Annotated in this window: 18 protein-coding genes; 6 read left to right on the top strand and 12 right to left on the bottom strand. The window is 67.4% G+C overall.

Annotated features, from left to right (window positions below; genetic code table 11):
• Window positions 1-6: 6 nt before the first annotated feature.
• The 4 genes from ASF34_RS14205 to ASF34_RS14190 all read left to right on the top strand — a co-directional run bounded on the left by ASF34_RS14205 (window position 7) and on the right by ASF34_RS14190 (window position 6048).
• Window positions 7-1302, top strand: coding sequence for a M16 family metallopeptidase (locus tag ASF34_RS14205; RefSeq protein ID WP_018045007.1), 1296 nt, complete (start codon window positions 7-9; stop codon window positions 1300-1302).
• Between the two features lie 401 nt (window positions 1303-1703).
• Window positions 1704-4523 (top strand): EAL domain-containing protein, encoded by a 2820-nt coding sequence (locus tag ASF34_RS14200; RefSeq protein ID WP_238253768.1) that lies wholly within the window; start codon window positions 1704-1706, stop codon window positions 4521-4523.
• 114 nt (window positions 4524-4637) lie between these two features.
• Window positions 4638-5015 carry a hypothetical protein gene (locus ASF34_RS14195; protein ID WP_056161771.1) on the top strand — a complete coding sequence of 126 codons (378 nt, stop codon included), beginning with the start codon at window positions 4638-4640 and terminating at the stop codon, window positions 5013-5015.
• Window positions 5016-5091: 76 nt separating this feature from the next.
• A complete protein-coding gene (locus tag ASF34_RS14190; protein ID WP_187273291.1) occupies window positions 5092-6048 on the top strand; it encodes a ferredoxin--NAD(+) reductase in 957 nt (318 codons plus the stop codon).
• 126 nt (window positions 6049-6174) lie between these two features.
• Here ASF34_RS14190 and ASF34_RS14185 read toward each other — a convergent pair whose 3' ends face one another.
• The 3 genes from ASF34_RS14185 to ASF34_RS14175 all read right to left on the bottom strand — a co-directional run bounded on the left by ASF34_RS14185 (window position 6175) and on the right by ASF34_RS14175 (window position 8570).
• On the bottom strand, window positions 6175-6888 hold the full coding sequence (locus ASF34_RS14185; protein WP_056140564.1) for an RlmE family RNA methyltransferase: 714 nt from the start codon (window positions 6886-6888) through the stop codon (window positions 6175-6177).
• Complete coding sequence (locus ASF34_RS14180) at window positions 6885-7991, bottom strand: Ppx/GppA phosphatase family protein (protein ID WP_026176142.1); 1107 nt, start codon at window positions 7989-7991, stop codon at window positions 6885-6887. Before ASF34_RS14180 ends, ASF34_RS14185 begins: the two co-directional genes overlap by 4 nt.
• 108 nt (window positions 7992-8099) lie before the next feature.
• Window positions 8100-8570, bottom strand: a complete 471-nt coding sequence (locus ASF34_RS14175) for a response regulator (RefSeq protein WP_018045013.1) — start codon at window positions 8568-8570, stop codon at window positions 8100-8102.
• Between the two features lie 391 nt (window positions 8571-8961).
• On the opposite strand from ASF34_RS14175, the gene ASF34_RS14170 reads away from it, so the two are divergent.
• Together ASF34_RS14170 and ASF34_RS14165 are read left to right on the top strand one after the other, a co-directional pair.
• Complete coding sequence (locus ASF34_RS14170; RefSeq protein ID WP_018045014.1) at window positions 8962-9720, top strand: cold-shock protein; 759 nt, start codon at window positions 8962-8964, stop codon at window positions 9718-9720.
• Window positions 9721-9894: 174 nt separating this feature from the next.
• Window positions 9895-10161 (top strand): hypothetical protein, encoded by a 267-nt coding sequence (locus ASF34_RS14165; RefSeq protein ID WP_056162111.1) that lies wholly within the window; start codon window positions 9895-9897, stop codon window positions 10159-10161.
• Here the strand turns inward: ASF34_RS14165 and lpxB are convergent.
• From lpxB to ASF34_RS14120, 9 genes are all read right to left on the bottom strand, one after another.
• Window positions 10139-11329: a lipid-A-disaccharide synthase gene (lpxB, locus tag ASF34_RS14160; protein ID WP_200913284.1), complete on the bottom strand. Its 1191-nt coding sequence runs from the start codon at window positions 11327-11329 to the stop codon at window positions 10139-10141. The two genes, ASF34_RS14165 and lpxB, sit on opposite strands and share 23 nt — an antisense overlap.
• Window positions 11326-12210, bottom strand: coding sequence for an LpxI family protein (locus tag ASF34_RS14155; protein WP_056161769.1), 885 nt, complete (start codon window positions 12208-12210; stop codon window positions 11326-11328). Before ASF34_RS14155 ends, lpxB begins: the two co-directional genes overlap by 4 nt.
• A complete protein-coding gene (gene lpxA / locus ASF34_RS14150) occupies window positions 12207-13010 on the bottom strand; it encodes an acyl-ACP--UDP-N-acetylglucosamine O-acyltransferase (protein WP_018045018.1) in 804 nt (267 codons plus the stop codon). Before lpxA ends, ASF34_RS14155 begins: the two co-directional genes overlap by 4 nt.
• A 5-nt stretch (window positions 13011-13015) precedes the next feature.
• Entirely contained in the window at window positions 13016-13471 is a 456-nt protein-coding gene (gene fabZ, locus ASF34_RS14145; RefSeq protein ID WP_373321248.1) for a 3-hydroxyacyl-ACP dehydratase FabZ, read from the bottom strand.
• 160 nt (window positions 13472-13631) lie between these two features.
• Entirely contained in the window at window positions 13632-14696 is a 1065-nt protein-coding gene (gene lpxD / locus ASF34_RS14140) for a UDP-3-O-(3-hydroxymyristoyl)glucosamine N-acyltransferase (RefSeq protein WP_056161767.1), read from the bottom strand.
• Between the two features lie 47 nt (window positions 14697-14743).
• A complete protein-coding gene (bamA, locus tag ASF34_RS14135) occupies window positions 14744-17329 on the bottom strand; it encodes an outer membrane protein assembly factor BamA (protein ID WP_056161764.1) in 2586 nt (861 codons plus the stop codon).
• Between the two features lie 353 nt (window positions 17330-17682).
• Window positions 17683-18843, bottom strand: a complete 1161-nt coding sequence (gene rseP, locus ASF34_RS14130; RefSeq protein ID WP_056161762.1) for an RIP metalloprotease RseP — start codon at window positions 18841-18843, stop codon at window positions 17683-17685.
• 164 nt (window positions 18844-19007) lie between these two features.
• Window positions 19008-20585: a DHA2 family efflux MFS transporter permease subunit gene (locus tag ASF34_RS14125; RefSeq protein ID WP_056161761.1), complete on the bottom strand. Its 1578-nt coding sequence runs from the start codon at window positions 20583-20585 to the stop codon at window positions 19008-19010.
• 9 nt (window positions 20586-20594) lie between these two features.
• Window positions 20595-21812 (bottom strand): HlyD family secretion protein, encoded by a 1218-nt coding sequence (locus ASF34_RS14120; RefSeq protein ID WP_056162106.1) that lies wholly within the window; start codon window positions 21810-21812, stop codon window positions 20595-20597.
• Window positions 21813-21880 lie beyond the last annotated feature (68 nt).

Below are 21880 nucleotides of genomic sequence, written 5' to 3'. Positions count from 1 at the left end.
GAACCCATGAACCAGCATTTCGCGACCCATGGTGCTTCCCCCGGCCTGAAGGTGTCCCGCCTCTCCAACGGCATCACCGTCACCACGGAGACGATGCCCGGTGTCGCCACCGCGACCCTGGGCGTCTGGGTCGGCGCCGGATCGCGCCACGAGCGGCCTGACGAGGGTGGCCTCAGCCACCTCATCGAGCACATGGCGTTCAAGGGGACCGAGACCCGCTCGGCCCGACGCATCGCCGAGGACATCGAGAATGTCGGCGGCGACATCAATGCCGCCACCAGCGCCGAGGGTACGAGCTACACCGCACGCGTGCTCGGCGAGGATGCCGGCGTCGCCCTGGACGTCATCGGCGACATCCTCACCCGCTCGGTCTTCGACGCGGGTGAACTCGCTCGCGAGAAGGGTGTGATCCTGCAGGAATACGCCGCCATCGAGGATACGCCCGACGACGTGGTCTACGAGGCCTTCACCGCGGCGGCGTTTCCGGACCAGCCGATCGGCCGTCCGATCATCGGCACGCCGCAGACCATCGCGAGCTTCGACCGCGACGCCATCGAAGCCTATCTCGCCCGCGAATACACCCCGGACCGCATCGTCGTTGCCGCAGCGGGGGCCATCTCCCACGAGGCCATCGTCGAGGCGGCCGAGCATCATTTCGGCGGGATGCCGGCGACGGTCGCCCCGGACATGGTCCCCGGCAGCTATGTCGGCGGCGAGAAGCGGATCCAGAAGAAGCTCGAACAGGCGAATCTCGTGCTGGGCCTGCCCGGCCTCTCGTTTCGCGACGAAGGCTATTACGCCCTCCACATGTTCGCGCAGGTCCTCGGCGGCGGTCTCACCTCGCGGCTCTGGCACGAGGTGCGCGAGACCCGCGGCCTCGCCTATGAGATTCAGGCGTTCCACTGGTCCTTCGTCGATTGCGGCCTGTTCGGCATCGGCGCCGGCACGTCCGGCTCGGATCTCGCCGAACTCGTCGACGTGACCCTGGCGGCCACGGCCAAGGCGGCGCGCGATGCCGATTCCGTGGAGGTCGCCCGCGCGAAGGCGCAGGTGAAGGTGGCACTCCTGTCGGCCCTTGAGACCCCCGGCGGCCGGATCGAGCGCAATGCCCGCCAGATGCTCGCCTGGGGCCGGGTGATCCCGCCTCAGGAAGTCATCGCCAAGATCGATGCCGTCACGGTGGATGACGTCAGGGCGGCGGGATTGCGCCTGCTCTCGGGCGCTCCGACGCTCGCCGCGATCGGCCCGATCAAGAAGCTCCCGTCCCTGGAGAAGATGACGGGCGTGCTGCGGGCGAATTGATGGGCGCCGCCGGCCGGGCGGCTCGGCGTCGAGGATAAGGCTTTCGACGACCGACCGAACGCCCGGCGAAGGGTCATGGGTTTGATCTCATACCGGCGATTGTCGACCCTGTTAGCGTTCCAGGCGTACGCCTCCACGTTTCAGAAGTGTGTCCGGCTTGTTTTGGCCGCAAAAGGACGCGATCCAAAACGCCTCGGCGCTACGCCAAGAAGCAGTGGGTGCCGCGATTGCGGGCAAGCCGCTCGCCTTGTCCGTGGACCCCCCCGCCGGTACGACTGGGCCACAAGCTGAGCCGTATTCCTCGTCAGTGCCCGCCCGGCCGGAACACTCGCCCGTTGCGCAGATCTTTCCTCGTCCTCACCGCCTTCGTCTCGCTCCTGATCGGCTTCCTCGGAACGAGGATGCCGGCTTCGGCCGTGGAAGCCGTGCGCGTGACCCTCGACGCTCCGGCGATCGATCTGACGCCGATGATCGAGCGCTATCGCTCGGACGGCGACCTGATCCAGATCTCTACCGCCCCCGGCAAGGACGGCATCGTCCGCCGTATCGTGGTGAAGGCCCGCGACAGCGGAGCGCGGCCCGACTGGATGGTCTTCGCGCTCACCAACGACACCGACGAGCAGGTCGACCGGGTCCTCGTGGCGCCCCATTTCCGTCTCGTCGGCTCGGGCGTGATCTGGCCGGATCTCGGCGGCTCGCGCATCGCGGCGATCACGGCGAGCCAGGGTATCAGGCCCGAGCGGGACGAGAACCCGGAAGCCGACCAGTTCGTGATCACCCTCGATCCCGGCGCCACCGTCACCTTCGTCGCCGAGCTGAACGGGCCGAACGTGCCGCAGGTCTATCTCTGGGACCAGGAAGCCTACCGCAAGAAATCCACCGGCCTGACGCTCTACAAGGGCATCATCATCGGCATCGCCGGCCTGCTCGCCCTGTTCCTCACGATCATCTTCGTGGTGAAGGGCGCGATCATCTTTCCCGCGGCCGCCGCCCTCGCCTGGGCGGTGCTCGCCTATGCGTGCATCGATTTCGGGTTCCTGCAGCGGGTCTTTCCCGTCACCGAAGTGGCCGAGCGGGTCTACCGGGCCTCCGCAGAGGCGGTGCTGGGGGCGACGCTTCTCGTCTTCCTGTTCGCCTATCTCAACCTGAGCCGCTGGCATGTGCGCTACGGCCATGTGGCCTTCTTCTGGCTCGCGTTCCTGGCCGGCCTCGTGGGCCTGGCGGTGTTCGACCCGCCGGTGGCGGCGGGCGTCGCCCGCATCTCCATCGCCGCCGTCGCCGGCGTCGGCCTGCTGCTGATCGTCTATCTCGCCATCCATAACGGTTACGACCGGGCGATCCTGCTGGTGCCGACCTGGTTCCTGCTCCTCGTCTGGGTCGTGGCCGCGGGCTTCGCCATCACCGGCCAGATCGGCAGCGACCTCGTCCAGCCGGCGCTCATCGGAGGCCTCGTCCTCATCGTCATGCTCATCGGCTTCACGGTGATGCAGCACGCCTTCACCGGGGGCGGGATGACCCATTCCCTGGTCTCGGACACCGAACGGCGTGCCCTGGCCCTGACCGGCGCCGGCGACGTGGTCTTCGACTGGGACGTGCCGGCCGACCGGGTCTTCGCCGGACAGGAGATCGAGAACCAACTCGGCCTGAAGCGCGGCACCCTCGAGGGGCCGGCCTCGAACTGGCTCGGCCTCGTCCACCCCTTCGACGTGGACCGATACTCGGCCGCCCTGGACACGGTGATCGAGGAACGGCGCGGCCGCATCGTCCACGATTTCCGCCTGCGCTCCACCGAAGGCCTCTATGTCTGGTACCGGCTGAAGGCCCGGCCGGTGATCGGACCGGACGGTGAGGTCATCCGCATCGTCGGCACCATCTCGGACGTCACCGAGGTGAAGACGGCCGAGGAGCGTCTGCTCTACGACGCGATCCACGACAGCCTCACCGGCCTGCCCAACCGCGAATTGTTCAACGACCGCCTCGACGCCGCCCTCGCCTTCGCGAGCCAGGACGCCCGCCTGAAACCGACGACGATCCTCCTCGACGTCGACCGGTTCAAGGCGATCAACGACGCCATCGGTCTTTCGGCGGGCGATTCGATCCTGCTCACCCTGTCGCGCCGTCTCGGCCGGCTTCTGCGCCCGCAGGATTCCCTGGCCCGCATCGCAGGCGACGAGTTCGGACTGATCCTGCTCTCGGAGCGCGAGCCGGACCGCATCCTCGCCTTCACGGACATGATCCGCCGGGCCATCGCCACGCCGATCACCTATGCCGACCGCGAGATCTTCCTCACCGTCTCCATCGGCATCGTCCTGCACGAGGCCGGTGCCGCCCTGAAGCGCGAGGACGTGTTCAAGAACGCCGAGATCGCGATGATCCAGGCCAAGCGCAACGGCGGCGACCGCACCGAAGTGTTCCGCGCCTCCATGCGCAACGAACGCAGCGACCGGCTGATGCTCGAAGCCGACCTGCGCCGCGCCCTGGACCGCAACGAGATGAAGGTGCTGTTCCAGCCCGTCGTCCGCCTGGAGGACCGCACGGTGGCGGGGTTCGAGACGGTCCTGCGCTGGGACCACCCCAAGCTCGGCCGCATTCCGCATTCCACCTTCATGCCCATCGCCGAGGAGAGCGGTTTCGTCGTCAATCTCGGCATCTTCGCCCTGGAGCGCACGGCTCTCGAACTCGCCGCCTGGCAGCGCTCCCTCGACGTCGATCCGCCGATCTTCGCCTGCGTGAACGTGTCCTCGCGGCAGATCCTCCGGCACGACCTGCTTCACGACGTGAAGACGATCCTGGCCCGCTCAGGGGTGCTTCCCGGTTCGCTCAAGCTCGAACTCGGCGAAGGGCTGGTGATGGAGAACCCGGAATACGCGGCCCAGATGCTGAGCCGCATCCACGATCTCGGGGCGGGCCTCTCGCTCGACGATTTCGGCACCGGCTACTCGGCCCTGTCCTATCTCCAGCGTTTCCCGTTCGACACGATCAAGATCGACCCGAGTTTCGTGCGCCAGATGGCGGCCGGGCACTCGGTGATGCTGCGCTCCATCGTCAAGATGGCCCAGGAACTCGGCCTCGCGATCATCGCCGACGGCGCCGAGAACGAAACCGACGCACAGGCCCTGGCCGAGTTCGGCTGCGAATACGCGCAAGGCCCCGCCTTCGGCGATCCGATGTCGATGCTCCAGGCCCGCCAGCTGGTCGGCGCGGCACCGGAAGCGGCCTGATCGCCAAACCGCGACGGTTGAATTAAACCTCCCTTAACCATGATCGCTCATCGTGACGGTCGAGATGGATCGAGCGGCGCGGCACGGTCTGCCGTTCGACAGGAGGCGGGCGTGATGGCCGAAGCGGCATTGCGATTAGGTGACGAATTCGGTCCGGGCGAGGATTTTGGATCGGATATCGTGAAGCGACTCATGGCGCGCCCGATCCGCACCGGCGCCGCGCGGAAGCGCGTGGACATCGCACCGGTGACATTGCCGGTGGAGCCGCGGGCGGAGGTGGCCGAGGAGGTCGCACCGTCCGACGACCTGGCGCGGCTGCGCTACGAGATCATGGTGATGAAGGCGGTCCTGCGCGCCGAGCGGGAGGAAGCCGCCAGCGTCCGTGCCAGCGTCGAGCGTCTCGCCGGGCCGGCACCGCTCTCGCCGGAAGCCTGCGCGGTGCGCGACCGCTGGGCCGCTCTCGTGGATCAGTTGCTCGACGGACACCGGTGAGGTCTCCGCCATCGGCCGGTGCGCATCATCCGACGCCGGCTTCCTTTCGACTTCTCTCACCATTCGAGGCTCGACCATGAGCGCGCGCTGCTCGCTTGTCGTCAACGGCAAGGCCGTGCGGGTCTCGACCGGCGATACGCCGCTCGAAGCCGCCCTTGCCGACGGCGTGATCGCCCCCACCACCGGCCTGCACGGGTCACATCTCCTCGGCCAGGGCGCCAGCCCATCGTCGCGCCGCGCCCAGGCCCGCCTGCACCGGGCAGAGCCCGTCAAGCTCTCCACGCCCCGCCCGTCCAAGGCGGCCGAGAGCCTCGTCTTCGCCGAGGTGAAGCCGGCCGCCCAGGCGCGCCGGGTCGGCACCGTCACGCAGATCGTTCCCCTCGGCGCCCATGTGGTCGAGGTCGTGGTCACGATCACGCGCCGTCTCGACATCGAGCCCGGTCACCAGGTCACCGCCGCGTTCGAAGGGTTCGACCCGATCGACGTGAGCCCGACCCTGCGCCTCGACGGCACGACGGAGCTCAACGAACTCGTCTTCCACCTGCGTCTCGGACATGCCTGCGACGCGGTCGCCCATGCCCTCGGCGAGGAGATCCTTCTCGGGCATCCGGTCAAGATCAAGGGTCCGGTCGGTCGCGGCTATTATCGTCCCGGCGGCGGTCGTCTTCTCCTCGTCGGCCGCGAGACCGGCTTCGCGCCGATCTGGGCGATCGCCCGGGCGGCGCGCTACATCGAGCCACAGCGCGAGATCGTGGTGGTGATCGGGGCGAGCGACCCCCTCGACCTCTACATGCGCCCGTCGCTCGACTGGCTCAGGGCCACGGGAGTCTCACGGATCACCCTCGTCGCCGACAGGACGCGGCAGCGCCCACCGGATGTTCGTCCGGGGCCCCTCACCGCGCATCTCACCGGCCTGAAGACCACCGACGTCGTGCATGTGGCAGGCGACGCCTCCACCGTGGGTGCGGTCGAGGTTCTGGCGGCGGGTGCCGGCGCGCGATGCTACCCGATCCTGATCCCGCCGGGACTCTGACCGCGACGGCTCATTCTGAGCGGCGCAGATCCCGACCGCCGGTCGACATCAGCTCGCCCGGCGAACGGTCGCCGCCCCGCGATCAAACCGGCAGACGGCCATGCGAGCCCTCATTGCCATCCGCTGTCAGGCGTCGTCCTCGGCAGTTTCGGCGACGGCTCCGCGAAACCCGGTCGCCAGCACGTAGAGTTCGCTCGAATCGGCGCGGCTCGCCGAGGGCTTCACGTGGCGCACCAGGGTGAAGTCGCGTTTCAGGTCGGCGAGGAGCGTGCCCTCCGTCCCGCCCTGGAAGACCTTGGCGAGATAGGTGCCGCCCGGCGCCAACACCTCGCGGGCGAATTCGGCGGCGGTCTCGGCGAGTCCGATGATGCGCAAATGGTCCGTCTGCTTGTGCCCGGTCGTGTTGGCCGCCATGTCGGACATGACGATATCGGCCTGCCCGCCGAGAAGATCGATCAGCCGCTTCGGGGCGTCGGGATCGAGGAAGTCGAGGGTGATGAACTCGACGCCGACCATCGGCTCGATCTCGAGGAGATCGATGCCGACGATCCGCCCGCTCGGCCCGACGATCTTGGCGGCGACCTGGGACCAGCCACCGGGTGCGGCCCCCAGATCGATGATCTTCTGGTTCGGCTTCAGGATCTTGAAGCGCTCGTCGATCTCCAAGAGCTTGAAGGCTGCGCGGGAACGGTATCCCTCGCGCTTGGCCCGCGCCACGTAGGGATCGTTGAGCTGCCGTTCGAGCCAGCGCTTCTGAGAGGCAGTGCGGCCTCGCCCCGTCTTGACCCGCTGCTTGAGATCGCCCCGCAACCCGCCGCCCGCACCACGCCTGTCGGTCAACGGTAGCCTCCGCGGCGCCAGACGCCGTCTTCGCGCATCATGTTCATCAAAAGACCTTCGCGCAGCCCCCGGTCGGCGATGCGTAGCCGTTCGGAGGGGAATGCCCGGCGGATCGCTTCCAGGATGGCGCAACCCGCGAGCACGAGATCGGCCCGATCACGGCCGATGCAGGGATTGTCTGCCCTCTGGTCGAGGCGCGTGTCGAGCAGATCGTCGATGGCGTCGCTGACTTCGCCGTCGCTCATCCACAAGCCATCGACGCGGCGGCGCTCGTAGCGTGCCAGTCGCAGATGCATGGCGGCCAGCGTCGTCACCGTTCCGGACGTGCCGAGGAGATGGAAATGCCGGGCATTGGCCGCCGGCGCGGCGCGGATGGCAAAGCGCGACAGCATGTCGGCCACCTCCTCCACCATGCCCTCGAACGTCAGGCGGGTGACATCGGCCGTTCCGTGCCGCTCGGCCAGGGTGACCACGCCGACGGGGAGCGAATCCCAGGCGCGGATCCGTAAGGTGGGATCCGCCGAGGGGTTGGTGGCCGCCCCGTCGAGCCAGGCGATCTCGGTGGAGCCGCCGCCGATATCGAAGATGACCACCGATTCCGAGTAGGGGTCGGCCAGGGCCGCGCAGCCGGTGACGGCGAGGTAGGCCTCGGTCTGCCGGTCGACGATTTCGAGATCGAGCCCCACCTCGTCGCGCACGCGCGCCACGAAATCCGCCCCGTTGACGGCAAGCCGGCACGCTTCCGTGGCGATGATCTTGGCACGGGCGACGCCGCGTGATTCCATCTTGGCGCGGCAGACGCGCAGAGCCTCCAGCGTGCGCTCCACGGCGGCTTCGCTGAGACGGTCGGACGTCCCCAGCCCTTCGCCGAGCCGGACGATGCGCGAGAAGGCATCGACCACGCGAAAGCCGTGGGACGCAGGCTCGGCGATCAGAAGACGGCAATTGTTCGTGCCGAGGTCGAGGGCGGCGTAAGCGTTGCGCCGTCCGGGCCGGTAACCCACCACGGGCGACCGAGCCGCATCCGGCAAGGCGGGAGCGCTCGGTGAAGACGGGCCAGCCATAGGGCGGGCCGGCATCATGGCGGCGCTCTCTTCCCTCATCGGCCTAGCCGGCATCCTCGATCGTGGCCCGACCGGGTAGGTCGACCATCATGCGATAAGAAGCCTACAGGCCTTGGGCGTCAGTGCAAAGCCTCGATCGTGATGGCGTCAGAGAGCTTTGCCGGCTGCCGTCATTCTCGGTACCGGACGCAGGAGGCTCTTCACCTGGGAGAACGGCCGGGGCCGGTTGATGACTTCGTCCAGGCGCGACCACAGGGTCTTGGGGGAGAACGGTTTGGCGATGATCTCGTTAACCCCGAGGGAGATGGCACGGTCGACGACGTTGCGGCGGGGCTGCGCCAGCATCAGGATGATCGGCACGGTGGGCGACGGCGACGTGGTGGGCGTGCGGGCGAGGCGGATGAACTCCTCGCCGGACAGGATGGCGAGGTCCCAGTCGATGATCGTGATGTCCGGCTTGCTCTCGGCCAGCACACCCAGCGCTTCGGCACCGTCTGGCGCTTCGAGGACGCGTTTGATTCCCACGCGCATCAGCATGTCGCGAACGATTCGGCGAATATAGAGGCTCTCGTCCACGACGAGGGCCGAAAGATCCGGAAATGACGGGGTTGCGATCATCGGCCAGGGGTTCCGGGCCACCGCTTTCGCAGGCGCCTGCGCGCATTCTAGCGGCCATCGATGTGCATTTTCCTAACGCGATCAGGAAAAATTCGGAACGCGAAGTCGTTCATCCGCATGGCGTTTGCGCATCCTGTACGCAATGGCCTCCTGCCGGAAAGGCAGGCCTGAGACGGAACGGAGTACGTAATCTGTCGCAGGAAATCCGCGGAACCTTGCAGAGTCCGGCGAGAAGCACCTTGCGAGAGAGCCAAGATTCAGTCAGGACTAAGGCGTTATTCTTGGTCACCGCTGCTGAGAGTGATGATAGTGTGGTGAAGCGCCCGTCTGGGACGGCGCGCACCCGGTATTCAAAGACAGATGGTCGGCGGACGGTTTTTGCGAGCTTTCGATGGGACGTGGTCGTGATTTCAGGGGGCCGCAGAAGCGCGGCTTCGATGAGGGTGGTGCCGAGCCTCGCTGGCCGGATCAGGCACCCCCGAGCGGTGGCTTCGGCGGTGGATATGGCGGTGGCGGCGGCGGTTTCGATCGTGGTCCGGCCCGTGCTGCAGCCGCTCCCTCTGGACCGGAGCGTGACGCGACGGTCAAGTGGTTCAACAAGGAGAAGGGCTTCGGCTTCGTCGAACTGGCTGACGGTTCCGGCGATGCGTTCCTTCACATCCGCGCAGTCGAGGCTGCGGGCCATGCCGATCTGCTTCCCGGCACGCGCCTGACCGTCCACACCGCGCAGGGCCAGAAGGGTCCGCAGGTCACGGACGTGACCAGCGTCGACACCTCGACGGCCGAGGCCGAGGCCCCGCGTCGTGCGCCCGCACCCCGCGCCGGTGGTTTCGGTGGTGGTGATCGCTTCAGCGGCGGTGGCGGCAGCTACGGCGGCGGCAACGATCGCTTCGGCGGTGGTGCTGGCGGCGGCGGCGGTCGTTTCGCCAGCGGTCCGTCGGTCGAGATGAGCGGCACCGTGAAGTGGTACGACCCGGCCAAGGGCTTCGGCTTTGTCTCCGTCAATGACGGCGGCAAGGACGTGTTCGTGCACCGCTCGGCCCTGTCGCGCGCCGGACTCGAGTCCCTCGCCGAAGGCCAGCAGGTCACCCTTAGCGTGATCGACGGCCAGAAGGGCCGCGAGGCTCAGAGCATCAACGCCGATTACTGATCGGTGAGAGAGCGCTCGGGCAAGACCGCAGTTACGCGGTCTTGTCGACGGAGAGACGAATCAGCGGCGGCCTTCGGGTCGCCGTTTTTCGTATCCAGCATCCTCGGGGGAAACCCTATGACGGTCTCCGAACGAAACGATCCGAAGGGACGATGCCGGGTGCCGGGAGCCGCGATGCGTACCGTCTTCATGACGATGGGCTTGTGCCTGCCGATGGCTTTCGCCGGGCCAGCGCAGGCCGAGGATTTCACCGGCTTCTATGCGGGCGTGAATGCCGGCTACGCGTTCGGACGCGACGAGGCAGCGAAAACACCGGATATGCCGTCCCTGTCCTCGACACGCGGGGTGGACGACCGGGCCCTCCCGCCCAGCGCCCTCCAGGCCTCGGAAGTCATGCGGGGCGCGAGACCGAAAGCCCTTACGTCGACGACGGTCCGCTGACCGCAGGGCGAGCCGCCGACAGCACGATTCTCGCCGCCTTGCGGCTCGGCTCGTCATCGCCCGCGAGGCGCATCGAGCCGTCGATGCGTTGAAGCGAGCGCACCTGCGCGTCACGCGCCGCGCCGCCCTTGAGGAGCGGAAGCAGGGCCTCGCCCAGGCGCCCGGGGGTGCATTCGGCCTGAATGAACTCGGGCATGGCATTCTCGCCGAGGATCAGATTCGGCAGCACGATGGTCGGCACCTGGATCAGCCGCCGCGCCACGGCCTCCTCGAGGCGTGAGACCTTGTAGGCGACGACCATTGGCACGCCGGCCAGGGCGAGTTCGAGGGTGACCGTACCCGAGGCCGCCAGGGCCGCGCGGGACCGCCGGAAGGCCGCGTATTTCGCCGCCTCGCCATGCACGATCGTCACAGGGCGGGACCAGGAAAGGGCCAATCGCTCGATCATGGCGCGATGGCGTGTGACCGCCGGGAGCACGGCGTCGATAGGTCCGTATCGCTGCACGAGAAGGTCCAGGGTGGCACCGAAGACCGGCATCAGCCGCTCGATCTCGGAGCGGCGCGAGCCCGGCAGGATCACGAGGGTCGGCGGCGTCCCCTCACGCGCCGCCGCCTCCGCGGAATCCGGGCGCAGCTCGGCCAGACGCTCGATGAGCGGATGCCCGACATAGGTGCAGTCCGGGCCGCCGAGCCGGCGATGCGCCTCCGGTTCGAAGGGCAGGAGCGCCAGGACGTGGTCGATGAACGGCCGCATCTTCGCCGCACGCCAGGGTCTCCACGCCCAGACGCTGGGAGAGACGTAATCGACGATGGGCAGATCGGGCAGGCGCTTTCGCACCCGCGAGGCGACCGCATGGGTGAAACCGGGACTGTCGATGATGACGAGGACGTCCGGGCGCGCCTCGACGATGTCCCGCACCGTCTGGCGAATGCGGCGCAGAAGGGTGCGCAGGCGGGCCGCCACGGGCAGGTAGCCCATCACCGCCACGTCATCGAGGGGAAACAGGGAGAGGAAGCCCTGCGCGGCCATGGCCTCGCCGCCGACCCCACCGAACGTCACCTGCCCGCCGGAGAGGTCCGACAACGCCCGCATCAGCTTGGCGCCGAGCTGATCGCCGGAATCCTCGCCTGCGACGAGCCAGATTCGTCTGGACGGATGCATGGTCATGCCTCGATCCGCAAACCGATGAGGAACAGGCCCGCACGGTCGGCCTCGGCCACCGTGGCGTCCCTGTCGATGATGAGGGTGTAGCCCGCCTGGATGGCGATGCCGGCGCAGCCCGCCGCCGCGGCGGCCTTGACCGTGCGCGGACCGATGGCCGGCAGGTCGACCCGGAGATCCTGGCCGGTCTTGGCGAGTTTCACCAGTACGGTACCGGGCTGAGCCGTGCCCAATCCGAACGGTTTCCGCCCGAGGGCACGCGCGCGGGCGAGCATCCGGTCGGTGCCCTCCGGCCCCTCCACCGCCAGCGCGCGCTGGGCCGCGACGACGATCGCCTGGCCGACATCGTAGGCGGCCAATGCCGCGAGGATGCCGCAGCCCGTGGCGATGGAGGCCTGCGCCGCCAGATCCGGCGCGAGGCGCCCGAGCTGCCCCTCTGGGCTCAGCAGGTCCGGCGCCACGTCGTGGATGCCGACGACGCGGTGGCCGTTATCCTCCAGAAGGACGAGGGCGCCCCGCAGCAGCCGGTCGTCCCCTCCCCCGGAAATGGCCCGGAGCGCATCGCGATTCCGCAAGGCCGCCGCCGCGTTGAGGATGGCGGCGGGGTTGGGCCGCGAGACTCCGCCCACCGGTATGACGCAGGCCGGCCCCCAGGCCTCGAGGATCTGCAACGCACCGGCGATGTCGAGGAGATCGACCGTGGCCTCGGCGCGTGCGCGCATCGGGCGTTCGGCGAAACCACGGATGGCGAGCACCCGGAACGGGCGTCCCGACCTATCGAGGGATTCGGCCACGAGTTCGGGGAGCCGCCCCGCGCCGGCGACCAGAACCAGACGCTCCTCCGGATGGGGATCGACAAGAGAGGTCGGCTGGAGAGAGGCGGTCAAGCCGAGCCCGGATTCTCGCGCGGGGTGCAGATCGAGCGTTTACCGCCCACGCGGATGAAGGCGATGATCTCGGCCACGGCACGATGCGCCTCGAATTCCGCCGCCACGTCTTCCACGCGCTCCATCAGGGTGCCCTCCTGAGCAAAGAGCAGGCGATAGGCCCGGCGCAGGGCATGGATATCCTCGCGGGCGAAACCCCGGCGCTGCAGGCCGATGATGTTGAGTCCCGAGAGATAGGCGCGGTTGCCGAGCGCCATGCCGTAGGGAATGCAATCGTTCTCCAACCCCGAGAGGCCGCCGACGAAGGCATGGGCCCCGACGCGGGCGAACTGGATCACGGCGGCGCCGCCGCCCAGGATCGCATAGTCGCCGACGCTGCAATGGCCGGCGAGCATGACGTTGTTGGAGAAGACGACCCCATCGCCCACCCGGCAATCGTGCCCCACATGGGAATTGGCCAGGAAGGTGCACTTGTCGCCGACGACCGTCTCGAGGCCGCCGCCGGCCGTGCCGGGGTTCATCGTGACGCCTTCGCGAATCAGGCAGTCGGCCCCAATGGTCAGCGTCGACGCCTCGCCGCGAAACTTCAGATCCTGCGGTGGATGACCGATGGACGAGAAGGGGTAGAGCTTGGTGCGGGGACCGATTCCGGTGCGTCCGGCGACGACCACGTGGCTGACGAGCTCGCAGCCCTCGCCCAGGACGACCTCCGGCCCGACATGGCAGAAGGGGCCGATCCGCACGCCTTCGCCGATCGTGGCCCCGTCTTCGATGACGGAGCTCGGATGGATCTCGGCCAATGCGCTCACTCCGTCACCAGCATGGCGCCGATCTCGGCCTCGGCCACGAGGGTGTCGCCCACCCGCGCCTGGCCCTTGAACCACCACATGGTCCGGCGCTGGTTCATTTTCGTCATGTGGTACCGCACCGTGTCGCCGGGCACGACGGGCTTGCGGAACTTGCACTTGTCGATGGTCATGAAGAACACCTGCTTGGCCCGCATCTCGTCGGTCTTGATGTGCTGGCAGCAGATGGCGCCGGCAGTCTGGGCCATGCCTTCGATCAGCAGGACGCCCGGGAACACCGGCAGGCCCGGAAAATGCCCGGTGAATTGCGGCTCGTTGAACGAGACGTTCTTGATCCCGATGCAGGAGCGATCCCCGTCGATCTCGATGATGCGGTCGATCATCAGGAACGGGTAGCGATGGGGCAGAAGTTCCAGGATCTTCTGGATGTCGGCCGAGCCCAGATCTTTCGGCATGTCACTCATCGATCGAACAATCCCATGGCGCCCCGGCGCCCCTGACGCCTCGCCCCAAACCTTGGAAGAAAACCGAACGTCGTCATCGGCATAAACGCCAACGGATGCAAGTCTCGGAGAGTCGTGCAGCCGGTCATCCCGTGCCGGGGACGGTTCCGGCTCAGTCCTTGGGGGGCTCGCTCGTGTCGCGGCCCGACTTTTCCGCGAGGCGGGCGAGAGCGGTGAGTTCGCGGAACCAGGTGCGCACAGGCTTGGCCGGAGTACCGCCCCAGCGGCTCCCGGGCGGGACGTCGCGGTTGACGTTCGAAGATCCGGCGATCTGCGAGCCCATGCCGATCCGCAGATGCCCGACCACGCCGACCTGTCCGCCGAGCACCACGTAATCCTCCAACGTGGTCGAGCCGGAAATGCCCACACCCGAGACGATGACGCAGTGGCGCCCGATGACGACGTTATGGGCGATCTGGACGAGGTTATCGATCTTGGTCCCCTCCCCGATCACGGTATCGCGGCCGGCGCCGCGATCGATCGTGGTGTTGGCGCCGATCTCGACATCGTCCTGCACGATGACGCGGCCGGTCTGGGGCACCTTGAGATGCCCGCCCGGTCCCATGGCGAAGCCGAATCCATCCTGGCCGATGCGCGCGCCGGGATGAAGGATCACGCGGTTACCGACGAGGGCATAGGCCAGGGTCACCCCCGCCCCGATGGAGCAATCGCGGCCGATGCGGACATTGGGGCCGATCACGGCGTTCGGGCCGATGACCGTCCCCGAACCGATCTCGGCACCGGGACCGATCACGGCGCCGGGATCGACGATCACGCCGTCTTCGAGGCGGGCCTTGGGATGGACATGGGCGCCCGGAGATACCCCCTCGGTCGCGAATTGCGAGTGGGGCCGCATGGCCTCCGGGTGGAAGCGCGCCAGCAGGCCGGCATAGACCCGGTACGGATCACGCGTGACCAGGGCCACCGTCGTCGGTGGCACCTTGGCCGCGAAACGCGGTGAGACGAGGCAGGCCAGCGCCTTCGTCTGCGCCAGGACATCGCCGTATCGGGCGTTGTCCATATAGGCGAGGTCGCCGGGGCCCGCGGTCTCCAAGGGAGACGCGCCGCCGACCATCGCGCCAGGGTCCGCGCCTTCGGGAAGCGAAATGCCCTCAGCCCCGGCGATGTCGCCGAGGCTGAGGGCCGTGCTGGATGCGAAGAAGATGGGATCAGACATGATGCGACAACGCACGGGCTTCGAGAAGGAAGCCCGTGCGTCTTGGCTCAGAAGCGCGAACCGCCGGAGAAGCGGAAGGCCTGGAGCTGATCCTTGCCGACGCGGCCGAGGTAGTCGCCCTGAGCATTGTAGATCTTCTGGCCTTCGTCCTTGGTCAGGGCGTAGGCGTAATCGAAGCGGATCGGGCCCAGCGGCGAGTTCCACAGGATGGACGCACCGATCGAGGAGCGGATCGTCATCTTGTCGCGGACGTTCAGGCATTCCGGCTCGACGGTGATCGCTCCGGCACCGAGCGCCGTGTAGGCACAGGCCCCGCCGGGTGCGATGCCGTTGATGATCGCGTCGCCGTTCACGTTGAACTGGGTGCGGCTGTTGTAGCCGAACAGCGTACCGGCATCGGCGAAGACGGCGCCCTTCAGACCGAGATCACGCGGAATACCGTAGATCGGGAACTGAACTTCGAGCGTACCGCCGAAGTAAGTCGTACCGCCGACGGCATTCGAACGGGAGTCGGCGCTGCCGACGTCGCGGGGACCGATACCGTTGGGCGCGAAGCCGCGAACGAGCGACGGGCCGAGGAAGTACTGATCGGTGATGCGCAGCTTCTCGTCGGTGAGCGGCGAGATATGGCCGCCCTGGAAGCGGGCGAAGCCGACCACGTCCTCGTAGAATTCCTTGTAGTAGCGAACGTCGCCAGCCACGCGGAAGAACTTCGAGTCACCGCCGAGACCGGCGATTTCGGGTTTCAGCTCGGCATAGAGGCCGTTCCGCGGCTGGGCGAGGTTGTCCAGCGTCGAATAGGCAAGCGTCACACCGGCAAGTGAGGTGAGCGTGTTGCCGGTCGAGCCCTTCAGAGCAATCGAGGCTTCGCCATTGAAGGCACAATTATCCGGGTAGCGCGCCAGACCGCCCGTGTTGAGGCCGGAGACGGGGTCGATCGTGCCCGCCGGGTTCACCGTTGTGAAACCGGGGATCGGGTTCGAACAGTCGTTATACGGCCGCTTGGTGCTGTTCGGGATCGTCAACTCGGTGTTGTAGAGCGAGTAGCGCAAGGTGACGCCGAACTCTTCCGTGATCGGCAGGCCGACGCGGATCTGGCCACCGTAGACGGTGGTCTCGTAGCGCGAGTAGCGGGTCAGGTCGCTGTACTTGTAGAAGGCGTCGAAGCCGGCGGCGAGGCGGTAGCCGAGGAAGTACGGCTCGGTGAAGGAGAAGTCGACGCCGCGGGAGTACTGGCCGCCGGTGCCGGCGACGCGGACATACTGGCCGCGACCGAGGAAGTTCGACTCGGAGACCGAGACTTCGCCGATGATGCCGTCCTGGGTGGAGTAGCCGCCCGCCACCGAGAACGAACCCGTGGGCTGATCCTCGACGTCGATGTTGATGATCACTCGGTCGGCCGACGAGCCCGGTTCGTTGGAGAAACGGACCTTCTTGAAGAAGCCGAGACCGTTCAGGCGACGCTCGGCGCGATCGGTGAGAACGCGGTTATAGGCATCACCCTCGGTGAGATCGAGCTCGCGGCGGATGACGTAGTCGCGGGTGCGGGTGTTGCCGCGGATGTTGATGCGCTCGACATAGACGCGCGGGCCGTCCTCGACGACGAAGCCGAGGGCCACGGTGTGAGAGGCGCGGTCGCGCTGGCCGGTCGGGCGAACCTGCGCGAAGGGGAAGCCCTGGCGGGCGACCTGATTGGTCACACCGGAGAGGGTCTTCTCCACGTCCTCGGCGTTGTAGACGTCGCCCACGGCGGCGCGGACCTCGCCGTCGAGGATCTGGGTGTCGACACCCGGCAGGCGCGAATCGATGGCCACCGCGCCGACGGTGTATTGCTGGCCCTCGTCCACGGTGACGGTGATGACCCAGCCGGCATCGCCCTCGCCTTCGACGTAGCGCGCATCGGCATTCACCACCCGGAAATCGGCATAACCGTTCTTCAGGTAGTAGCGGCGCACGAGGTCGAGATCGTTGGTGATCCGGTCGGGATCGTAGACGTCCGAGGTCTTGATGAACGAGAGGAAGTTCATCTCCGACGAGCTCATCAACTCGCGCAGCTTGCTGTCGGAATAGGCGCTGTTGCCGACGAACTTGATCGCCTTGATGCCGGTCTTGTCGCCCTCCTCGATCACGTAGATCAGGTCGATGCGGCCGTTGGGCAGATCGACGGTGCGGAAGCTCACCTTGGCGGTGCCGCGGCCGGCGCGGCGGTAGATCTCGCGGATGCGCTGAAGATCGGCCTGGACGATGCCCTCGCTGAAGCCGCCGCGGGCCTTGGCCTCGACCTCGGCTTCGAGCGTCCCCTTCTCGACCTTCTTGTTCCCCTCGAACACGACGCGGTTGATGAGGTTGTTCTCGCGCACCGTCACCACCGTCCCGGCGCCGCTGCGCGAGACCTTGACGTCGGAAAACATGCCGCTCGCCAGAAGGTTGCGGCGGGCCTCTTCGGGAGATCCCGAGGCCGTGCCGGTCACGTAGGACCGGATCGTGTCGGCATCGACGCGCTTGTTACCCTGGACGACGATCTGCTGCGCCTGTGCCGTACCGCCCAGAACCAGCCCTGCGGCCGCGGCAGCGACTAGGACGATGGTCCGTTCGGCCGACTTCCGCCGGCGCTTCCCCGTCATCGACATCATGTAATCGCCCGTCTCTATTTATTAACAGTCCGGGTTTGCACCCGCAGACAGGCGGTCGTTGTCCGACCGTCCCGTCACCTGGTCCCAAGCTCAGCTTCTACCGAGTTTCCCGAGCGAAGCAAACGCTCGGACCTGGGCTGTAGGGGGGATTTTGGGGAGACGTGGCCTTCCGGTCACTTAACGGTTCCCGTTCATCGCTCGATAAGGTGAATCAATCGTCAATTTGCAGCAAAAAGCCCGCCCCGAGGACCGGGCGGGCTTTTCGATTATCGAACTCGATCAGGGCGTTACGGAGACATCCACAGCCTTGCGAGAGGCGCGCTCCGCGGCGCCGCGGAGACGATGGCGCCGGGTCAGGAACCCCGTCCGGACCAGGACGCGCCGAGGTTCAGAATGTCGTTCCAGGCGGCGAACAGCATCAGGAACAGCACCAGGGCGAGCCCGATCCGGAAGCCGATCTCCTGGGTCTTCTCGCTCAGGGGACGGCCGCGAACGGCCTCGAACGCGTAGAACAACAGGTGACCGCCATCGAGGAGGGGGACCGGGAAAAGGTTAAGCAGGCCGATCGACACGGATAGGAGCGCCACGAGGCCGATGAGCCCGCCGACACCGCCGACCTTGGCGACCTCGCCCGAAACGCGGGCGATCCCGATGGGTCCGGAGAGCTGATCGGCGGATTCGCGCCCCGTCACCAGCTTGCCCAGGTAGTTCATCGTCCGGTCGACCACGAAATAGGTCTCCGACACGCCGAGCCCGAGGGATTGGACGAGGCCGTAATGCCGGACCTGGGCATCGGCGCCGTTCGGTCCCTTGATGCCGAGGCGGCCGAGGCGGTGCTTGCCGAACGGCGTGCGCTCCTCGACCGCGTCGGGAATCGCGGTCAGGGTCTTCGTCTCACCGCCGCGGTCGACGGTGACGGCGAGGCTGGCGCCGGCGCTGCCGGAGACGGTGCGCTGCATGTCGAGGAAGTTGGTCACCTGCGTCCCGTCGATGGACGTGACGAGGTCGCCGGGCTGGAAGCCCGCCCGCTCGGCCGCACTGCCCGGCATCACGCCGTCGATGCGCGGCGGAAGCTCGTAACGGCCGGAGACATAGATCGCCCCGGCAAAGAGCGCGATGGCCAGGAGGAAGTTGGCGATGGGTCCGGCGGCGACGATGGCCGCGCGCTTACCCAGGCTCTGGGCCGGGAAACTCGTGGCGCGCTCCTCGGGCGTCATGCGCGCGAGGGCGGCGGGATCGGCCACGCTGGCGCCGTTCGCGTCGCCGTGGAACTTGACGTAGCCGCCGAGCGGGATCGCCGAGACCTTCCAACGGGTACCGTGGCGGTCGTTGAAGCCGAAGAGTTCGGGGCCGAACCCAAGGGAGAAGACATGGACGCCGACCCCGCACCAGCGGCCGACGAGAAAGTGGCCCATCTCGTGGACGAACACCACGATGCTGAGCACGATGACGAAGGGGATCACCGACCCGAAGAAGCCGGAGGCCGTCCCCCCCATCGAAGCTAGAAAGTCCATTCGTCGATCCTCAGGGCCTCGCGAGGGGCCAACACACGTCCATAGCAGATCGGATCGCGGACGAGCGAACGCAAACCGGACGGGGCCGGCGAGATCGTCGCATGCGGCTCGCCCGTCCCCGAATTCCTCGGTGGAGGGTTAAGGGCTCGGCCGGAGCAATCGTCTCAATGGCCGCCGCCCGCCGGAGCGGCGGCGCGCGGCCGGCGGATCAGCGGCGTCGCGCAGGCCATGGCCAGGAACAGGAAGGTCAGAACCAGGAAGACGTCGGTGAAGCCCATCACCAGACCCTGCATCCGCACCGTGTTCATCATCGCCTTGAGGGCCATGGCGTTGCCGTCGAGGCCCAGCGCATCGAACTGGCGGCGCGTCATGTCGAGCCGCTCCAGCACGGTATTGTTCGTCCAGGTGAAGCGCTCGTGCAGCCGGGCGAGATGCAGATCCCAGCGGTCGTTGAGCACGGTGTTGATGAGGGCGAGGCCCACCGCCCCGCCGAGGTTGCGGGTCAGGTTGTAGAGGCCGGACGCGTTCTTCATCCGCGCAGGCGGAAGCGTGCCGAGCGCGATGTTGTTGATCGGGATCATGCACAGCATCAGCGAGCAGCCGCGCAGGACCTGCGGCAGCAGCAATTCCCAGAAATCCCAATCCTTGGTCAGCCCGGTCACGATCCACGTGCCGGCGGCGAAGCCGGTGAAGCCGATCCCCATCAGGATGCGCGGATCGACCTTGCCCGAGAACCGCCCCGCGATGGGCGCGGTGGCGAACATGCACAGGCCTGAGACGAACATCGTCTCGCCGATCTGCAGGGCGGAGTAGCCGCGCACGCGTCCGAGATAGACCGGGTAGAGATAGGTCAGGCCGTAGAGGCCGATGCCGAGGACGAAGCTGAAGATGCAGCCCGCCGCGAAGTTGCGGTCGGAGAAGGCGCGCAGGTCGACGATGGGCTCTGCCGCCGTGAGCGCGCGCCAGAAAAAGGCGACACCGCCCACGACGCAGACGATGGCGCAGGCGAAAACCGCCTCGTCCTGAAGCCAGTCGTGGTTCGGCCCCTCTTCGAGCACGTATTCGAGGCAGCCGAGGAAAGCGGCCATGAAGGCGAGACCGAACCAGTCGAAGCGCTTGAACAGGTCGAGGTTGGGCTCGTCGAAATCGACGAGCAGGTAGGTCGAGACGGTGACGACGATGCCCGGCACCACGTTGATGAGAAACAGCCAGTGCCAGTCGAAGGCGTCCGTCAGGTAGCCGCCCACGGTCGGGCCGATGGTGGGGGCGAGCGTCGCCACGAGGCCGATCATCGGCGAGACGATGGGGCGCTTAGAGGGCGGGAAGATCGTGAAGGCGGAGGCGAAGACGGTGGGAATCATGCCGCCGCCGATGAAGCCCTGCAGCGCCCGCCACAGGATCATCTCGTTGATCGAGGTCGAGGTCGCGCACATCAGGCTCATCAGGGTGAAGCCGCCGGCCGAGACTACGAACATCCACCGGGTCGAGATCACCCGCGACAGGAAGCCGGAGAGCGGGATCGCGATGACCTCGGCGATGAGATAGCTCGTCTGGACCCAGGGGATCTCGTCGCCCGAGGCCGAGAGCCCGGCCTGGATCTCGGCCAGCGATGCCGAGACGATCTGGATGTCCAGGATGGCCATGAACATCCCGAACACCATGCAGACGAAGGCCACCATGCGGCGGCGATCGAGGGGCGGCTCGGTGGCGGGTGCCGGCGCGATGGTGGCGGTGGCGGCCATGATCGGCCCCTAATGCCGCCACGCCGTGCGGACGGGCTCGCCCCCGTCGCGGGTATCGACACGCACGGTGACGGAGAGGCCCGGACGCAGGAGCCCCTCATGGGCGACGTCCGCCGGCACGTGGATACGCACCGGCAGGCGCTGCACGATCTTGGTGAAATTGCCGGTAGCGTTGTCCGGCGGCAGCAGGCTGAAGACCGAGCCCGAGGCCGGTGACAGGGATTCGACCTCACCCACGATGTCCTGACCGGGATAGGCGTCCACCGCGATATGGACGCGCTGACCGGGATGCATTCGCTCGACCTGCGTCTCCTTGAAGTTCGCGTCGATCCGCACGCTCTCCAGGGGAACGAGGGCGGCGACCCGCGAGCCCGGCGCGACATAGGCGCCCGCCTCCACGGCCTTGTTGCCGACGACGCCGTCGAAGGGGGCCTGGATCACCGTGAAGGAGAGGTCGCGGGCGGCCCTGTCCTCGGCGGTCTTCAGTTCGGCCGCGAGCCCTTCCGCCTCCCGGCCCTGAGCCCGCAGCACCTCGACATTGGCCTTCATCATGGCGAGGTTCGCCTCGGCGCCCTTCACCGTGGCCTCGGTGCGGTTGCGATCGGCCAGGGCCTGCTCGATCCGCGATTTGGCGACGAAATCGACCTTCTCCAGCTGCTGCTGGCGGGCGTAATCGGCGGCGGCGCGAATGGAATCGGCCTTGGCCGCATCGATCTGCGCTGCGCTCTGGAGGATCTGGGCCTGCGCGGCCTCCACCTGCCGGCCGATGCGGGCGATGGTGGCCTGCTGCGTCAGGAGCTTGTCATGCGCGGCTTGGGCAGCAAGGCGATAATCGCCGTCGTCGAGGCGGGCGATCACGTCGCCCTTCCGCACCGCCTGCCCGTTCATCACCGGCACGGCGGCGAGATAGCCGGAAACCTTAGCCGCCAGGATCGAGATGTCGGCCTGGACATAGGCATCGTCGGTGGAGACGAAGAAGCGTCCCACCGTCCACCATTCGTAGCCCTTGTAGCCGCCGCCGGCGAGGCCGAGGACGACGAGGCTCGCCAAGATGGCCTTGCGCAGAGGACGTCGCCTCGGAGGTGACGCGACCGCTCCGGCCGGCTGAGCGGTCGGCGGTCCGGCCACGACGGGGATCGCCGGCGAGGCCACCGGCGCCACGGTATCGTCGGAATGGACCGCCCCCGAGGACGCGTCGCCGTGCCCATCATCGTCACGCAGAGACATGATCCCGTCCCGAAACAAATGAGTTGACCGAACCGTTCGGTCAATTTCGGCATCGGATTGACCGAGGC

The organism is Methylobacterium sp. Leaf106, from assembly GCF_001422895.1.
Classification (GTDB): domain Bacteria; phylum Pseudomonadota; class Alphaproteobacteria; order Rhizobiales; family Beijerinckiaceae; genus Methylobacterium; species Methylobacterium bullatum.
This window is presented reverse-complemented; position numbering and strand designations above follow the sequence as displayed.

Coding starts and splice junctions, on each gene's coding strand:
- lpxB (WP_200913284.1), bottom strand. CDS start 11,329: ATGACCATGCATCCGTCCAGACGAATCTGGCTCGTCGCAGGCGAGGAT.
- ASF34_RS14195 (WP_056161771.1), top strand. CDS start 4,638: ATGGCCGAAGCGGCATTGCGATTAGGTGACGAATTCGGTCCGGGCGAG.
- ASF34_RS14165 (WP_056162111.1), top strand. CDS start 9,895: ATGCGTACCGTCTTCATGACGATGGGCTTGTGCCTGCCGATGGCTTTC.
- ASF34_RS14180 (WP_026176142.1), bottom strand. CDS start 7,991: ATGAGGGAAGAGAGCGCCGCCATGATGCCGGCCCGCCCTATGGCTGGC.
- ASF34_RS14200 (WP_238253768.1), top strand. CDS start 1,704: ATGCCGGCTTCGGCCGTGGAAGCCGTGCGCGTGACCCTCGACGCTCCG.
- ASF34_RS14205 (WP_018045007.1), top strand. CDS start 7: ATGAACCAGCATTTCGCGACCCATGGTGCTTCCCCCGGCCTGAAGGTG.
- lpxD (WP_056161767.1), bottom strand. CDS start 14,696: ATGTCTGATCCCATCTTCTTCGCATCCAGCACGGCCCTCAGCCTCGGC.
- ASF34_RS14190 (WP_187273291.1), top strand. CDS start 5,092: ATGAGCGCGCGCTGCTCGCTTGTCGTCAACGGCAAGGCCGTGCGGGTC.
- bamA (WP_056161764.1), bottom strand. CDS start 17,329: ATGATGTCGATGACGGGGAAGCGCCGGCGGAAGTCGGCCGAACGGACC.
- ASF34_RS14170 (WP_018045014.1), top strand. CDS start 8,962: ATGGGACGTGGTCGTGATTTCAGGGGGCCGCAGAAGCGCGGCTTCGAT.
- fabZ (WP_373321248.1), bottom strand. CDS start 13,471: ATGCCGAAAGATCTGGGCTCGGCCGACATCCAGAAGATCCTGGAACTT.
- ASF34_RS14125 (WP_056161761.1), bottom strand. CDS start 20,585: ATGGCCGCCACCGCCACCATCGCGCCGGCACCCGCCACCGAGCCGCCC.
- ASF34_RS14175 (WP_018045013.1), bottom strand. CDS start 8,570: ATGATCGCAACCCCGTCATTTCCGGATCTTTCGGCCCTCGTCGTGGAC.
- rseP (WP_056161762.1), bottom strand. CDS start 18,843: ATGGACTTTCTAGCTTCGATGGGGGGGACGGCCTCCGGCTTCTTCGGG.
- ASF34_RS14120 (WP_056162106.1), bottom strand. CDS start 21,812: ATGTCTCTGCGTGACGATGATGGGCACGGCGACGCGTCCTCGGGGGCG.